Origin of the sequence: Aliivibrio sp. 1S128 (assembly GCF_001691065.1) — a bacterium.
GTDB lineage: Bacteria > Pseudomonadota > Gammaproteobacteria > Enterobacterales > Vibrionaceae > Aliivibrio.
This window is the reverse complement of record NZ_MAJV01000069.1, coordinates 15773-31622: the sequence shown is the minus strand read 5'-3', so window position 1 is coordinate 31622 and position 15850 is coordinate 15773. Positions and strand designations below refer to the sequence as shown.

Here is a 15850-nt window from a genome sequence, read left to right as displayed (position 1 = left end):
ATAATAAAGGAATGATATGAAAAACAATTATACCTACCCAATTGGTAGACAAGGCCAAGTTTGGAATGAAGAAGATAAAGCAATTTGGTTAGCAACAATGATAGTAAAACGATCTTATCAGGAAGACGTCGTCACTAAAATTCATGCTCTTGCTGATCGCTTTGACGTATCTCAATATGGTGCATTATCGTATGATGAAGATCGCTTTCCATTGTTATGCATTAAAACTCGCCAATGGGATAATGCTAAACCTACCTTATTAATCAGTGGTGGTGTTCATGGGTATGAAACATCAGGCGTTCACGGTGCCTTGCAGTTTATAGACTCTAAAGCAGAGCATTACAGTCAGTGGTTTAATATTGTTGTTGCGCCTTGTGTCAGTCCTTGGGGTTATGAAGTAATTAATCGTTGGAATCCTACAGCTACGGATCCTAACCGTTCATTCTACGCTGACACTCCAACAGAAGAATCCGCAGGTTTAATGGCATTAGTCGCTTCATTAGAAACGCCTGTATTTGCTCATATCGATCTACATGAAACGACTGACAGCGATGAAACCGAATTTCGCCCAGCATTAGCGGCGCGTGACGGATTAGAATACATCGAAGGTTATATTCCTGATGGGTTTTACACCGTGGGTGATACCGATAAACCCGCTCCTGAATTTCAAAAAGCAATTATTGATTCAGTGCGTACAGTAACTCACATTGCACCGCCTGATGAAAACAACCAAATTATTGGTTCAGATGTCGAGCAGGAAGGCGTAATAAACTACCCAACAAAGAAATTAGGACTGTGCGCAGGGCTAACCAATGCGGATTTTGTTTCGACAACGGAAGTCTACCCTGACAGTGATAAAGTAACCGTTCAAGAATGTAATGATGCTCAAGTTGCAGCAATTACGGGCGCACTAGAGTTCTTGATCACTCAACGTTAACGATTACGTTCTCGTATTTGGAAAATAGATGAGATAGCTCAAAGAATTAAAAATTTGAATGATTCATCTATTTTCTATTTAATTATTGATTACTTACTCATCAGAAGAAACAGAATCTAAAAAATCATTCGCATTTAATAAAACAAAACACTAAAAAATACCCTTCATTACACTATTTCCACAATGGTACTTTAAGAATAACGTACTTTGTTACATTCTTTTGATGGTAAAATACAAAGAGTAATTATCTAAAAGAGAATCCTTATGTGGAACAAACTAAATAAATCCATGATGTTTTGCCAAATGATGTTTGGTTTATCATTCTATGGCGTAATGGTCATTTTAACTCGCTTTTTCCTTGAAGAGCTAAATTATAGCGAGGCTGACACCATGATGGTGGTTGGTGCTTTCTCATCAATCGGGCCTTTATTTGCGATTGCTGGCGGTTTTATTGCGGATAAGTTTTTAGGGGCTTATCGTTCATTAACCATCAGTTACCTTGGCTTCTCTACGGGTTATGCTTTGTTAGTTCTTGGCTCGTACACTACGAATGTACCTATGGCGCTATGTGGTATCGCGTTAGCAAGTTACGCTCGTGGTTTAATGTCGCCATCTTACCCTAGCCTTTACAAACGCACATTTGATACTCAAGAGCACTTTGAGAACTGCTACCCAGTAAACTACTCGGTTAACAACGTTGGCGCTCTATTGGGCCAATACTTATTCCCAATGTTCGTTCTTGTTATTGGGTTCCACGGAAGCTTCCTGTTATCTTCTATTTTAGCCTTCTTTGCATTGGCCACCTTGGTTATTTTCCGTAAATCTCTATTAACAGTTGGAGCAGAGATTGATCAAACGCCGGTAAGTACAAAAAACTGGATTGCTTTTTTAATCACCTCAGCAGCAATGATTGCTCTTGTGTTCTTCATGTTTTCCAACATGGATATCGGACAGAACATCGTTTATGCCATTGGTCTTGCCGCTATTGGTTACTTTATTTACTTAATGATTAAATCTGAAAAGGCAGATGCCTTGAAGATGGGTACCATTTTAATCATGACGGCATTAACAACCGCTTTCTTTGTTTATTATGGCCAGATGATGACATCAATGACCATGGTTAGTATTAATACCATGCGTGGCGATTTATTTAATTTAATTCCAATTGCTCCTGAAGCATCTATGGCAATGAATCCGCTATGGTGTATTGTGGCTGGACCTGTAATTGCGATGATTTTCTCTGCACTTGCAAAGCGTGAGATTCACCTTTCAACGGCAACAAAAATTGGTTTTTCTTTCATTCTAACGGCAATTGCATTTGGTATTTTAACCATGGCTGTGATGGGTGTTGGTGAAGATGCGATTATTCGTCCTGAAGTATTCCTACTTATCCACTTCTTCCAAGCCTTTGCTGAAGTTATTGTGGGTAGCTTAGTGGTTGCATTCATCTTGTCTGTTGCACCAAAGCATATTGAAAACTTCTCTGTAAGCTTATTCTCTGTTGCTATCGCACTAAGTGGTATTGTGGGTGCGGTATTCTCAACGTCTATCGCCCAAGAGAAAGGCCAAGTGATTACGCAGGAATTTGTACAAACCGTTTACGGCAACTACTTCCAACTGCTTACTATCTTAGCGGTAGTCATGGTTGGCGTTGCATTTGCCGCTTCAATTGTTATTCGTAAAATGCTTGAAAGCAGCAAAAAAGCAGAAGAAATTGCATTATCTAATGCATAGCGCTTAATTTAAAAGACAAAGCCCAGTACTCATAATGAGAGCTGGGCTTTTTTATACCTTATCGTTCCCAGAAAAAGAAGAACAACTCCATTTCATTAGCATTTTTTCTAAATCTTTCGCTTTATATGGCTTATGCAAAATATCATCCATTCCTGCATTCACACAGCTATCTACCTCGGTTGAGGTTGTTCCTGCAGTCAAGGCTATTATCGGTTTATTGTACCCTTGCTCTCTCAACCTTCTTGTTGTTTCAAAACCATCCATTATCGGCATTCGACAATCCATTAAAATAATATCAACGTCTTTCAGCTCTAAAAATACCAAAGCTTCTTGACCATCATTCGCAAAATCTGGTTGTATATTTACTTTTGTTAACATCATATTCAAGATAACTTGGTTCATCTTAATGTCTTCGACAGCTAAAACTGAAAGCCCATCAATTGAATGAGTACAATCAGCGCATTCTTTCGATTCCAATTTTTTCTTAGAAGCAACGATTAGTGGAATAGTAGCTGTAAATACTGCGCCTTTACCTAACTCACTTTTTAACGTTAACTCGCCTTCCATTTTATCAACCAGTGATTTACAAATAGAAAGCCCCAAGCCGGTGCCTTCAAACTGTCGTTGGCTTGAATTATCAACCTGAGTAAATGGGTCAAATAGCGTCGCTTGTTTTTCAAGAGGGATCCCACACCCACTGTCTGACACAATAAAACGTAGTGCATTCTCATGCCAAGAAATAGAAAAAATGACCTCTCCTTCTCTCGTAAATTTAATCGCGTTACCAATCAAGTTTACTAATATCTGTTGAATTCGGTCAACATCTCCCCACAATTCAGCGGGTAGTGTATTTTCTATCTCGATAACAAAACTCAATCTTTTTTCTTCTATTTGATGAGCAAAAATATGTTTAATGGTCTGAATTAATATCGCAGGTTCAAATTGGATGCTCGTTAACTGAAGCATTCCCGCATTCATTTTACTAAAATCAAGTAGGTCATTAATAATGACCCTTAGCATTTCGCCAGATTGATGAATCGTTGTTAACAGCGTTTGCTGATAACTGGTGATATCACTGTCTTCCATTAACTCTGCAGACCCCAGTAGACCATTAAGAGGTGTCCTTAGTTCATGGTTTATCATTGCTACAAAATCACGGGTAGATTGCTCTGAATTCTCTGCTCTTTGTTTCTCTTTTATCGTTTTTTCAAGCAAATGTTGACGAACAAACGCGGCACTTAACATTTCAGAAAATAAACGACATTGTTTTTCAATAGTTTGATGCCATGTTTTATTTGGTGCTTGATTAAAAGTAAATTGTAATGAGCCACATCGCTCATCTTCATGATGTAAATACACAATTATATGAGCCCCATTTCGGCTCCAATTGAACTCTGAATTAGAATGAATTTGATCTTCACTCTCAACATAATCTCCAGCAACTAACACCGATTGAATATGCCCATGAACATTTAATTCAGGTGCCACGGTTAAGCATAATGAGGCAATACTGTCGATACTTGCCAAATCATCTAGCAGTCGTTGCAATAAAATACTTGATGGTTCATCTTGTAAAAATGCTTGATTATAATCCAACAAGATCGCGTCTAAATACCCTTTAAATTGGAGTAATTCGACGTCTTTTTCCGCTTGTTCTTTTACGATCAATAACGTTTCTTCTACCAGTTGTTTCGCTATATAAAGTTCATGACTTTTTTTCTCCAACAATGCTTCAGCAGCTTTACGCGCCGCTTTTTCTCGTTGAATTTTACGATTCAACAACTCAAGCATCTTCTCATTATCCATAATTATCCCTTAATACACCTTACTGTTTTTTTAGGGTAAAACGTACTTGAGAACCATCGTCTTGAATTGGTGTCATTTGGATATCAATCTTCTCATTAAAATGATCTGCACACCCCTGTATTAAGCCAAAACACACATGGGAAAAACAACGTGCTGAAATATAATCCATTACCATTTCAGATTCAGTGCTTGAAATAAAAGTAAATTGCGGCGGATTTGCATCTATGTATAATTTTTTCACTTCAATGTGAATATAGTTTTCTACTTGCTTAATAAATTCAAACGTTGAAGACGACTTGCCCTTTAAACCCGGCATACTATTAAACAATGTAAGAAAAACAGACTTTCCATATACTTCCTGCAAATCTTCAATACTGATGCCGGTTAATTTACTTAATGAAATAATGAGTTTCACTAAATCTTTATGATCATAGGTCCCTACAGAGGTGTAAGCCCCTTCATCGTTATTTTGATCCAGCATTTCCTGACAAATTTCTAAACCAAACGTATCTTCAACTAATTCTAAAAACTCTGAAAATATAATTCCTTTCATATTGCATCCCTTTCTTACTTTAGGTTCTTTATATCCTATTTATTAGCTTAGATAAAAATAGCTCAATAAGGTAATTACTTAGCCTATCTTTTTTCATTTAATAGAGATCAAACCTATTATTTTTATAAACATTGACTCCTTCACGATGGAATAGCTTGACTAATAAATCAGAAGGCGACCCATTGTTTTCGAAACCGCATTCTATTTCTAGTCATCGAATGAAAACCACAATCGCTATACCACGCCACTCTGTACTTGATAGAAAACGACACCAAACAACATTGCAAAAACTAATATCGTAATCACTATTTTTAACCAAATAAACTTCATCTTTTTTCCTTTTAAATTATCTCTTTCGTATTACGGCCTTTAATTTTAAGATTAAAGCCAATTTAATACTATGGACTACAAATCAAGGTAAAATGATCTCTACTTTGTTTTTTACTCATTTTATTAAAATAAAGGCACTTTTTAGACACTCAATCCTATAAACTTATTTTATTAATAGAAATCAATTACTCGAGTTCAATCCATGAAAAAATTATTATCTCTCATGCCACTATTACTTCTCTTTAGTGGTTGCCAATTTGAGCAAGAGATTGAACTAAAAAGTTCTGAGTGCAAGAAGAATGAATTTATTTTTTCTCTACCTAAAAACATTTTAGACTATCGTAATTCTATGGCTCGGTTTTCACAAGAAGGCGGGGAGAGTCCATTAAATTCGGTTCAATTTATAAGTGAATGCATTCCTAAAATATCCTTTAAAAACCTTGCAGAACAAAGTGCTAAAGATATTTTTGTCTCTAATTATAAAAACTCAGCCAGAGTTACACACTTTAGAATAAGAGATAACGTGGCTTATATTGAATTAGCCGCACACACTGACAGCTGGCCTGGCGTGTCTGCTTCATTAGCTGCCGTTGAACCTATTATTAAACGTAATTTATTCTTAAATAGTAAAGTGGAAGATGTCGTTGTTGGTGAAATTCTCGATTAACGAAAATAAACGGCCTCCTTAATAAATAATATATGCATAAAATTCATAGTTACCCTTACAAATAGTCATTTGCTTCATATACTGCCTTTCTCTACTATGCGCGCTCTTATTTTTAACCCTAAGAGCGCTGCATGTTTTCACAATCCATTTTCGCTCAATTGGTCAGAATGAGTGTGTTATTAGTTTTATCCCTTATTGCCGTTCATAACTCACCTGCTTTGTTGAACTTATTAGCTCAACAAGCCGTAAACAGTGGGTGTCATCAGCAAACAGGGCAAGACGAAAGCCACCATCATTCTCATCATCACCATTAAGAGCACATTATGAGTATTTTTCGCTTTCCACCACTAGTATGGCTTGGGATCGGGATTTTAATTATCAGTCTAGGGATCAGACAATCATTCGGTATTTTTATGATGCCAATTTCAGACCATTTCCAAACAGGTCGTGAATTTTTTAGCTTTGCTGTAGCGCTACAAAATCTATTATTTGGTGTTTTTCAACCCTTTGTTGGCATGGCATCAGACAAGTGGGGATCTAAGCGCATTATTATGCTTGGTGCCGTTTCTTATGCGTTAGGGCTTGTTCTTACTTCTGTCGCAACAGAACCAAGTATGTTGTATTTATCTCTTGGCGCTTTGGTTGGTTTCGGTTTAAGTGCAACCAGTTATGTGATTATTCTAGGCGCTGTCGCTAAAGTCGTTCCTGCTGAACATGCCGCTAAAGCTTTTGGTTTAACGACGGCTGCCGGCTCTTTTGGTATGTTTGCTGTCATTCCAGGGGCTCAAGTTTTAATGCATGACTTTAATTGGCAATTCGCGCTGCAAGTCTTTGCAATGCTATGCTCACTTATTATTACCTTTGCTCTGTTTATGAAAACAGCAAAGCCATCAAAAAAACAAACAGAAGAAGAAAATACACAAACATTAACTGAGGCGCTAAAAGAAGCATTTGCTAACAAAAGTTACTGGTTAATCCACGCAGGGTTCTTTGTGTGTGGCTTCCATGTGATGTTTATTGCTACGCATCTACCTAGTTACTTAGCCGATAAAGATCTGCCGGCTTCAAGTGCCGCAATGGCATTGGCTTATGTGGGTATTTTTAATATCTTTGGTTCATACTTCTGGGGTGTGATGGGTGATAAGTACAGCAAGCGACACGTAATGTCAGCACTGTATTTTGTACGTACTATCGTTATTGGCGCGTTCGTCACTTTGCCTGTCACCGAGCATACGGCGGCGATCTTTGGTGGTGCGATTGGTTTCTGTTGGTTGGGTACAGTGCCATTAACCTCTGGCTTAGTGAGACAAATATTCGGGGCTCGTTACTTATCAACTCTGTATGGTTTAGTCTTCTTTACTCATCAGGTTGGCAGCTTTTTAGGCGCTTGGGCTGGCGGTCGTATTTATGATTACTATGGCTCATACGAACCAATCTGGTGGTCTACGGTTGTTCTAGCTTTCTGTGCGGCATTAATTCATTTACCTATTAATGATAAACCAATACAAAGAATGCAATTACAAACAGCTTAATGTTCTTAAAAAAGCCGATACGTTATAACGTGTATCGGCTTTTTTATGATCTACACACTCAACATTTAATACAATGTTTCAAATGCCCCTTTAATATTTCTCAATCACACCAACTCACCGTTTCTTTTAGTCGTATTATTTTCTAAAATCTCATTGGTGTAATGAAATTTAATTCGTAATATTTTGAAGTTACACGAAAATTAACTTCATAATGATATCTTAAATGTAAGATTTAACTCAAAATATACAAAATGGGTATTTACTTTATACCTTATAATTAAATTATATTTGGTGTTGATTGAACGTCATGCAGATACTATCTCGAACTCAACTTTTTTATGCTTTGTCTGCCCTTATGTCTTTTCCTGTTATCGCAAATATAGATGATGGACTTAATGATCTAGATGCATTACTTAATATGCCATTAGATTCTCTTGTTGATACTAAAGTCGTTACCGCAACGAAAACATCATTAAGCTTGTCTGACGTTCCTGCCGCTGTACATGTAATCACATCCAAAGAAATTGAACGATCTAGTGCTCGCTCCATTGCCGATGTATTAGTGCTTGCTCCAGGCCTGCATGTAACTAAATTTTCTGACTATGATTGGACTATTTCAGCTCGAAGTAAAAACCAAGGAGAAAACAACACTCTACTTGTCATGATCGATGGAAGAAGTGTCGTTAACCCTCTTTATTCTGGTGTCAATTGGGATACTTTACCTGTTAGTTTAGATAATATTGACCGCATAGAAGTGGTATTAGGTCCTGTAGGCACGATATGGGGTGGTAATGCGGTTAATGGTGTCATAAATATCATCACCAAAGATGCAGAAAGTGCGCCAAAAGCTCAACTTAGCGCCTCTGTGGGTAATTATGATTATCGTGAATATAAAGCACATCACAGCGCTCAAATTAACACAAACACACACCTATCAGGCTATATAGAGCTACTAGAACATTCTCCTTTTACTGATGAAGACGCTCACCTAAAAGACTTACGTAACTTAGAAGTACAAACCGAACGATTTGGTTTACGTGCCGATTATCAGAATCTTCAAAATACCGTTTCTATTCAATTTGGTGGCATTCGCTCACGCGAAGAATACCAATGGTTAACCTACACACCTGCATTTTTGAATCCTGCATCACATCAAAGTGATTATGATGCGTTTCTAACAGAAATGAACTCACAAGAGCTCTTCGCTGGTATTCAATATCTTCATGAAAAGTCAGATGGCGATCAATGGGAGAACCAAGCTTGGGTAACCTACAGTGATTCAGACAGCACCAATGAACCTGCAAGTTTTACTCGTATAGATTTAGACAGCCGCTACACATTTAACACTCAAGATTGGGGAATTTTAACTCTCGGTGCAAATGCTCGTATTATTGATGAAGAATACGCTCAATTTACTGAACAAGAGCAATATCTATCTCCTTATGTTCGCACTATTGAAGAGCATGAATTTCTGAACCAAAGCTACGGGTTATACGCAAACTGGACGTTTAATATTACCGAATCCACAGAGGTGACATTAGGTAACCGTTGGCAATATGCCAATATAACCGAAGAAGTCTACTCTCAACCTCAAGCTCGATTATTACAAAAACTAACCGATAATCAACGCCTTTGGATGGGCTGGGGACGTGCGGTAATAACGCCTTCTCGTTTAGAGTTAGATACACAATTTCAAGAAAATTACTCTTGTAATTCATGTGGTTATTATGACCCAGCAACGGGGAATGTTTATGACAAACCTGTAAATGGCACGATTGGTCCTGTTGATTATCTGCAAGCTTATAAATACTTAGGTAATCGTGATCTAGAAATGGAATCCGTTGATACTTATGAGATTGGATATCGCTATTGGCAACATAACCAATTTCAGTTCAGTGCAAGCCTATTTTACAGTCAACACGATAACGTAAGGGCGTATCAGAATATGGGGGGATTTGTTTATATCTCCCAAGATCATTCAAACGGAGCTATTGGTACTGTCATTCATGATATGTATGTCCAACTCATCGACCCTCTTTCTCAAGAAACGATGGGCGGTGAATTGAGTATGCAATGGCAGCCAATTAATGTATTGCACGTTAATGCTAACTATAGTTATAAAACGATTAAAGGCGAATGCTCTGGATCTATTTGTGGTTCAAACGACTTACCTATTTTAGATCTAGAAAATACACCCAATCATTATGCAACACTGCACATGATGTGGGATATTCATCCAACACTTTGGGTTTCTTCTGTTGTTAATTACGTTTCAGCCTCTAAGCCTGATGAAAAATTGGTAGCCGCATACCGAAATTATGGCGATGATTATCTTGTATGGCCAGAGTTAGTTACTCTTGATATGTCAATTCACTGGCAGCACAAACCAACATGGCCAAGCGTAAAAATCAGTGCTGAAAACCTAGGAAACGACCAAGTAAAAGAATACTCAGAACAATTAAACCCTTTTGCCAACGGCACTCAATATTATGCTGAATTGAGCTGGAATTTCATATAGCTATGCCAATAATAAAAGCACAGGCAAGTTCGTCCCTTTCATCATTTTATAGACTTCCCTATAAAATGATGGTGTGCCTGATCCTTTTATTGGCTTTACCTATAAGTAGTTTTGCACTCAAAGCAAATACCCAAAATATTCAAGACCATAATTTAAAAGCCGTCTATCTCTTTCGGTTTGCCTTCTTAACAACTTGGGGCGCGTTTGCCCCTAGTAATCAAAAATTCAATTTTTGCTCTGAAGCATCATCAGATATAAGCAACACATTACGAGCCTTAATAAATAAAAAACCAGCTCAAGCAACATTCATTCCTTATTCTTCAATCAGTGACATTCAACCAAATAGCTGTCACGTTATTTATCTCTCAACTCAAGACCCAATCATGATTAAACAGTTTCAGACTTCACAGCCACACGCTCTTTTAGTCGGCGACGGAGAATCCTTCATTCATTCAGGAGGCATGATTGCTTTTATTAAAATAAATAATCGAATTAAGCCTTTGATCAGTTTAAAACACATTGCTCCAACCGGGCTCTCTTTACGTTCACAACTACTGTCCGTCTCGAACATAGCTAACGATGAGGGATCACTATGATCCATCTTTGGTTTAGTTCGCTACCGTTGCGAAAAAAAGTGATTTATCCTATTTGGACGCTGCTTACACTTAGTAGTATTATTTTAGGTGCAAGTGTTGCTTATTTTGTCGGTGTCACACACAGTGCTAACTTGTATACCCGTACGTCAATTTTAGCCCAAGGGATTGCCAGTAACTTATCTGGAGCATTAATCTTCAATGACAAAATAACGGTTTTAGATCAAATGAATGCCCTTTCTTTTGACCCAGAAATAATTGCTGCTTATGTTGAAGATATAAATAAAGAATCTTTTGCCACACTTGATAAGTTACCAATGAATTGCCAATGGGTTCAACAAAACATCAGCTGTAATGATTCAATCTTTTTTGCTATCACGCAGCCTATTACCCTAGAAAATGAACATCTTGGAAACCTAACGGTATGGGCATCTAAAGATAAAATGTTCCAACAGCGTAATCAGATCATTACTGTCTTTTTATTCATAACCGTGTTGTTATCTAGCTTAGCTTTATTCTTTGCTCACAGATTACATCGACTGATTGCTATGCCGTTATTATCTATCTTTCATTCAATGCAAAGCGTCATTAAAAAAGGGGTCACAAATCAACGCCTCTCTGTTTTACATTCAGATGAACTAGGTATGGTAACTCGCTGTTTTAATGAAATGTTAGATAATCTCAGCCATCGAGACAATCTGCTAACTCAAGCGTTTCAACATTTAGAAGATAAAAACCACTATATAAACCAAGTGCTTGATTCCCTAGAGCAAGGCTTATTAGTGGTCTCTCCAAATAAAAAAATCACTTATTACAATCCAGCGGCTCATCAATTATTGTCATCCATTACGGTTGAAAACATTAATATTGTTGTAGATCTAGACATCCAGTTCATTGATATAATTTTGAGTAGCTTTGAACCAAAGAGCCGATTAATATCGTTACAAGAGCATATTAAGCAGCATCAACGCTTGGATCCTATAGTGCTTCGTCATCAGCTTTCAGGCAAACTGTATCAGATATCAACATACCCTATCGCTGGAGACAAAAACTCATTAATACATGTTGAAGATATCAGTAATCGTTATCTTGCAGAGCAACGCCAACGTATGGCTGAAATGATTTTTGACCAGAATCCAATTTCTGCCATCGTATTAAGTCGAAAATTAAATATCGAAACTAAAAACAATGCTTTTATTCGAATTTTTGGGCAAATAGACAACCTAAATCAACTGTATTTACGAGAACCCATTGAGCTTTCATTTACGGTATTTAAGCAATTACTGAAACATGGCTTTCTTAACGTTAAAACTGAAGTATCAAGCTTAGAATTATCCGATAATTTAAGAGACACCAGAGCCTGGTTACCTTGTTTAATTACAATCACAACCATTAAAAACAGTGATGACAAAGTAGAATCATTCATTATTTCAATTAGTGACCAAACTCAAGAACTTGAGCTAAAAAGACTCAGTTTTGAAGCCAATCATGACGCATTAACAGGACTAGCAAATAAGAAAAACATTTATCATAACCTTCTTGATCTACATAAAAAAGGAAGGTCCGCTTATATTCTGTTTATCGATCTTGATGGTTTTAAAGCGGTAAACGACACCTATGGACATCAGTCTGGTGATGCATTATTAAAAATAATCGCTCAACGACTTACCAACTGCGTATACCAGTATGATCTTGTCGCTCGCTTATCAGGAGATGAGTTTTTATTAGGTCTTTATTTACCTAATGAAAGAACGAATCAAGAATATAATATTCATTCCATATCTCAACATATTCTAGAAGAAATTAGTCAACCTATCATAATTAAAAACAATGAGGCAAAAGTGTCCGCGAGTATTGGGGTTTATTATTGGGATAGAAACAGTAAACGAGATTTAGAAAGCGCATTACAACAAGCAGATGAAGCGATGTATCACGCTAAATTATTAGGAAAAAACCGTTATCACCTTAAAAATGGCAAAAAATAGAAGCCTAATCATTGTCTCTTTTAAGCATTGATACATCAAATTCACAGCAGTTATTGCCCTGTTCTTTTTTCGCTTCATACATGGCAATATCTGCAAATTTGACCAATTCTTCTCCCCTCAGACTATCATCAGGATAAATAGAGACTCCAATAGAGGGAGATATCATCATTGATTTTTCATTAATAAGTATTGGAAATTTGAACTGTTCTAACAATTTTGACGTCAATTTTTTAATACCTGAGCTCTGAGATATATCTTGTCCAATAATCAAAAACTCATCACCACCTAATCGAAATACTTTGTCTTTAGAACGAATCGTCTCTGTCAGCAATTGGGCTGTTTTAATTAAAACCAGATCACCAATATCATGCCCCAATGAATCATTTATTTCTTTAAACTTATTCAAATCCAAGAAATAAACGGCAACTTTAGTTTGTGTTTTTTCACCATGATGAAGCGCACATTGCAGTTCAGTATTCACCATACTCCGATTTTTCAAACCTGTAAGTTCATCATGGTGGGCTTTATAAGCTAATACTTCTGCTTTTTCGTGTACAACCTCATTCATTTTAAAGAAAGCCGCAAGAAGATTTCCCATTTCATTATCTTCAACAACATCAGAAATATCTAATTTTTCACCTTGTTGCATTTTTTTAGTACTTGAAAGCAAAAGATTTAATGGATCAAATAAATTTCGTTTCATAAAAAAAATGGTGGCTATGGCTAAAAAGATTAGCAATACCATTTGCATTTTAATTAACGTAACAAGCTGTGTTCTATTCTCTTTAAAATCACCTTTACGCTTTTCAAGTAACAATAATTCTATATTAATAAATTGGGTAAGATCGGATCTTAAATCATCCATATAATCTTTACCTCTATTTTCTTTCACAACCCTTAAGGCTTGAGATAAATTATCGTATTGAACCAATTCAACAGTTAAAGCCAATTCATCCAATTTTAATTTTATTGATTTATCTATATGCTCAAGAGCCTTTTGCTGATCTATATTATCCTGTGTCTGCATTTTCAGGTCTTGAAAATACTTTAGAGCACTAGATATACCCGTATAATAAGGTTCTAAGTACATAACTTCTTGCGTTAAAAGATAGCCTCGTTGTCCAGTCTCAGCATCTTTCATACTACTAAGTAATTTTTCTGAACTCGCTATCACATTATGAGTGTGAATGACCCAACTTAGTTTTTCATCACCATAAGACTCTAATTTTAACGTTAATATAGAGCCCACAATGGAAATAGAGAATAGCAAGATGAGAAATAAAACTAATTTTAATCGAACATTCATTATATCAGCCCTGATAATAAACATTTAACAATCCATTACTCTGAATAATAGACACTATCAATAATAGTAACAATAATACTTCACGATAAACGTGGTGTAAGGTCATATTTTAGTGAGATAAATAGCAATAAACAAAATCAATGAAGGTTCTTATTCGTTTAGGTTGATATCGATCTCGATGATAAATAGCTGAAAAATCGACACTTGGAATAACCCACTCAGCAAACACTTGCTCTAATTTATTATCATCCAATTCTTGTTGGCAATAAATCAAAGGTACACGAATAATTCCATTGCCTGCGATTGCACCAGCAACTAATACTCGTCCATTTTTACACTGTAAATTCCCTTTCACTGTCACATCATAATAATCTTGCGATTGTGTCGATTGAAAATGCCACTTACGCACAGATCCTGTTAAACAATGATGTTGATTTAATTCCTTAGGATGGCTAGGTCGCCCTCTTCTTTCCAAATACTCTGGACTTGCTAACGTTCCCATATCTATCGTTAATAGTTTTTTAGCCACAAAACCGGAGTCATCTAAAGTACCCATGCGAAACGCTATATCAAATTCTTCTTCAATTAGATCGACACGATTACTGCTAAAATCTAAGCTGATCGAAACATCTGGGTATTGCTGCATAAATGTATTAACGATTTCAGCAATAACAACCTCACCTAAATGCCCGCCTACGCAGTTCACTTTTATCTCTCCTTGTACTTTTTCTACATCATCAACAGCAGATAACAACGCTTGGTCTATAGTATGAAGGGCTTGCTCACACTGGTAATAAAAATGCTTTCCTGCTTCTGTTAAACGTAAAGTCCGAGTCGTGCGTATTAATAATGTCACGCCCATTTGTTTTTCAAGACTACTTATTTGACGAGAAACATGAGAGCGAGAGACATCAAGTGTTTCTGCTGCTTTAGTAAAGTTGCCTAAACGAGCAATAAGAACAAAAGAGCGAATATCAGTAAGGTTGATTTGGTTAATCATAAAGCCACCACAGTAAATAGACCCCTTTATTGTTGCAGTACAGCAACAGAGTTTCAAGTAAATAGCTATATATCAACAATAAGGTTTTTATTAATATACATCCATCGCAACGAAACAGGGTTCTGAATTCGTTTGCTTGTTGAATTTATTGAGGAAATAGAAGATGAAAAAATTAGTTGTTATTACAGGTGCAAGTTCTGGTATTGGTGAAGCTATCGCACGTCGTTTAAGCGATGAAGGTCATCCTCTGCTTCTTCTTGCTCGTCGTATTGACCGTCTTGAAGCTCTAAACTTACCAAACTCTTTATCTGTAAAAGTAGACGTAACAGACAAAGCGTCTTTTGATGCAGCAATCGCTCAAGGTGAAGCTAAGTTCGGTCCTGTTGATGCGCTAATCAACAACGCAGGCGCTATGCTTCTTGGCCAAATTGACACTCAAGACGCACAAGAGTGGAAGACCATGTTTGATGTAAACGTTATTGGTCTTCTAAATGGCATGCAAGCGGTTCTAGCACCTATGATGGAGCGTAACACGGGTACTATTATCAACATCAGCTCTATTGCTGGTAAGAAGACGTTCCCAAGCCATGCAGCTTATTGTGGTACTAAATTCGCGGTTCACGCTATCTCTGAAAACGTTCGTGAAGAAGTGGCTTTATCAAACGTTCGTGTAACTACGATTGCACCGGGTGCCGTTGAAACTGAGCTTCTAACTCATACAACTTCTCAAGAGATCAAAGACGGTTACGGTGAATGGAAAGAAAGCATGGGTGGCGTTCTAGCTGCTGATGATATCGCTCGTGCAGTATCTTTTGCTTACCAACAGCCTCAAAACGTATGTATCCGTGAGATTGCACTTGCTCCAACAAAGCAGCAACCATAGTAGGTA

General features: G+C 36.9%; 13 protein-coding genes. 9 read left to right on the top strand and 4 right to left on the bottom strand.

Features of this window, described 5'->3' with window-relative positions; genetic code table 11:
* Window positions 1–16 precede the first annotated feature (16 nt).
* Both A6E03_RS09395 and A6E03_RS09390 read left to right on the top strand, forming a co-directional pair.
* On the top strand, window positions 17–937 hold the full coding sequence (locus A6E03_RS09395; protein WP_065592370.1) for a M14 family metallocarboxypeptidase: 921 nt from the start codon (window positions 17–19) through the stop codon (window positions 935–937).
* A gap of 264 nt (window positions 938–1201) precedes the next feature.
* Entirely contained in the window at window positions 1202–2671 is a 1470-nt protein-coding gene (locus tag A6E03_RS09390; protein WP_065592369.1) for a peptide MFS transporter, read from the top strand.
* A 51-nt stretch (window positions 2672–2722) separates the two neighbouring features.
* Here the strand turns inward: A6E03_RS09390 and A6E03_RS09385 are convergent, their stop codons facing one another.
* Both A6E03_RS09385 and A6E03_RS09380 read right to left on the bottom strand, forming a co-directional pair.
* On the bottom strand, window positions 2723–4477 hold the full coding sequence (locus A6E03_RS09385; protein WP_065592368.1) for an ATP-binding protein: 1755 nt from the start codon (window positions 4475–4477) through the stop codon (window positions 2723–2725).
* A gap of 19 nt (window positions 4478–4496) precedes the next feature.
* Window positions 4497–5030 carry a heme NO-binding domain-containing protein gene (locus A6E03_RS09380; protein ID WP_065592367.1) on the bottom strand — a complete coding sequence of 178 codons (534 nt, stop codon included), beginning with the start codon at window positions 5028–5030 and terminating at the stop codon, window positions 4497–4499.
* 532 nt (window positions 5031–5562) lie between these two features.
* Here A6E03_RS09380 and A6E03_RS09375 point away from each other — a divergent pair.
* From A6E03_RS09375 to A6E03_RS09350, 6 genes are all read left to right on the top strand, one after another.
* On the top strand, window positions 5563–6027 hold the full coding sequence (locus tag A6E03_RS09375; RefSeq protein ID WP_065592366.1) for a hypothetical protein: 465 nt from the start codon (window positions 5563–5565) through the stop codon (window positions 6025–6027).
* Between the two features lie 131 nt (window positions 6028–6158).
* Window positions 6159–6341 carry a hypothetical protein gene (locus tag A6E03_RS09370; RefSeq protein ID WP_065592365.1) on the top strand — a complete coding sequence of 61 codons (183 nt, stop codon included), beginning with the start codon at window positions 6159–6161 and terminating at the stop codon, window positions 6339–6341.
* Between the two features lie 9 nt (window positions 6342–6350).
* On the top strand, window positions 6351–7559 hold the full coding sequence (locus A6E03_RS09365) for an MFS transporter (RefSeq protein ID WP_065592364.1): 1209 nt from the start codon (window positions 6351–6353) through the stop codon (window positions 7557–7559).
* A 307-nt stretch (window positions 7560–7866) separates the two neighbouring features.
* Window positions 7867–10077 (top strand): TonB-dependent siderophore receptor, encoded by a 2211-nt coding sequence (locus A6E03_RS09360; protein ID WP_065592363.1) that lies wholly within the window; start codon window positions 7867–7869, stop codon window positions 10075–10077.
* Between the two features lie 2 nt (window positions 10078–10079).
* On the top strand, window positions 10080–10673 hold the full coding sequence (locus A6E03_RS09355; protein WP_065592362.1) for a YfiR family protein: 594 nt from the start codon (window positions 10080–10082) through the stop codon (window positions 10671–10673).
* Window positions 10670–12655: a diguanylate cyclase domain-containing protein gene (locus A6E03_RS09350; RefSeq protein ID WP_065600720.1), complete on the top strand. Its 1986-nt coding sequence runs from the start codon at window positions 10670–10672 to the stop codon at window positions 12653–12655. The genes A6E03_RS09355 and A6E03_RS09350 overlap by 4 nt, the downstream gene beginning before the upstream one ends.
* 4 nt (window positions 12656–12659) lie before the next feature.
* Here A6E03_RS09350 and A6E03_RS09345 read toward each other — a convergent pair whose 3' ends face one another.
* Together A6E03_RS09345 and A6E03_RS09340 are read right to left on the bottom strand one after the other, a co-directional pair.
* Window positions 12660–13985 (bottom strand): diguanylate cyclase domain-containing protein, encoded by a 1326-nt coding sequence (locus A6E03_RS09345; RefSeq protein WP_255310622.1) that lies wholly within the window; start codon window positions 13983–13985, stop codon window positions 12660–12662.
* 85 nt (window positions 13986–14070) lie between these two features.
* Entirely contained in the window at window positions 14071–14961 is an 891-nt protein-coding gene (locus A6E03_RS09340) for a LysR family transcriptional regulator (protein ID WP_065592360.1), read from the bottom strand.
* A gap of 163 nt (window positions 14962–15124) precedes the next feature.
* Here A6E03_RS09340 and A6E03_RS09335 point away from each other — a divergent pair, with 163 nt between their 5' ends.
* On the top strand, window positions 15125–15844 hold the full coding sequence (locus tag A6E03_RS09335; protein ID WP_065592359.1) for an SDR family oxidoreductase: 720 nt from the start codon (window positions 15125–15127) through the stop codon (window positions 15842–15844).
* Window positions 15845–15850: the final 6 nt, after the last annotated feature.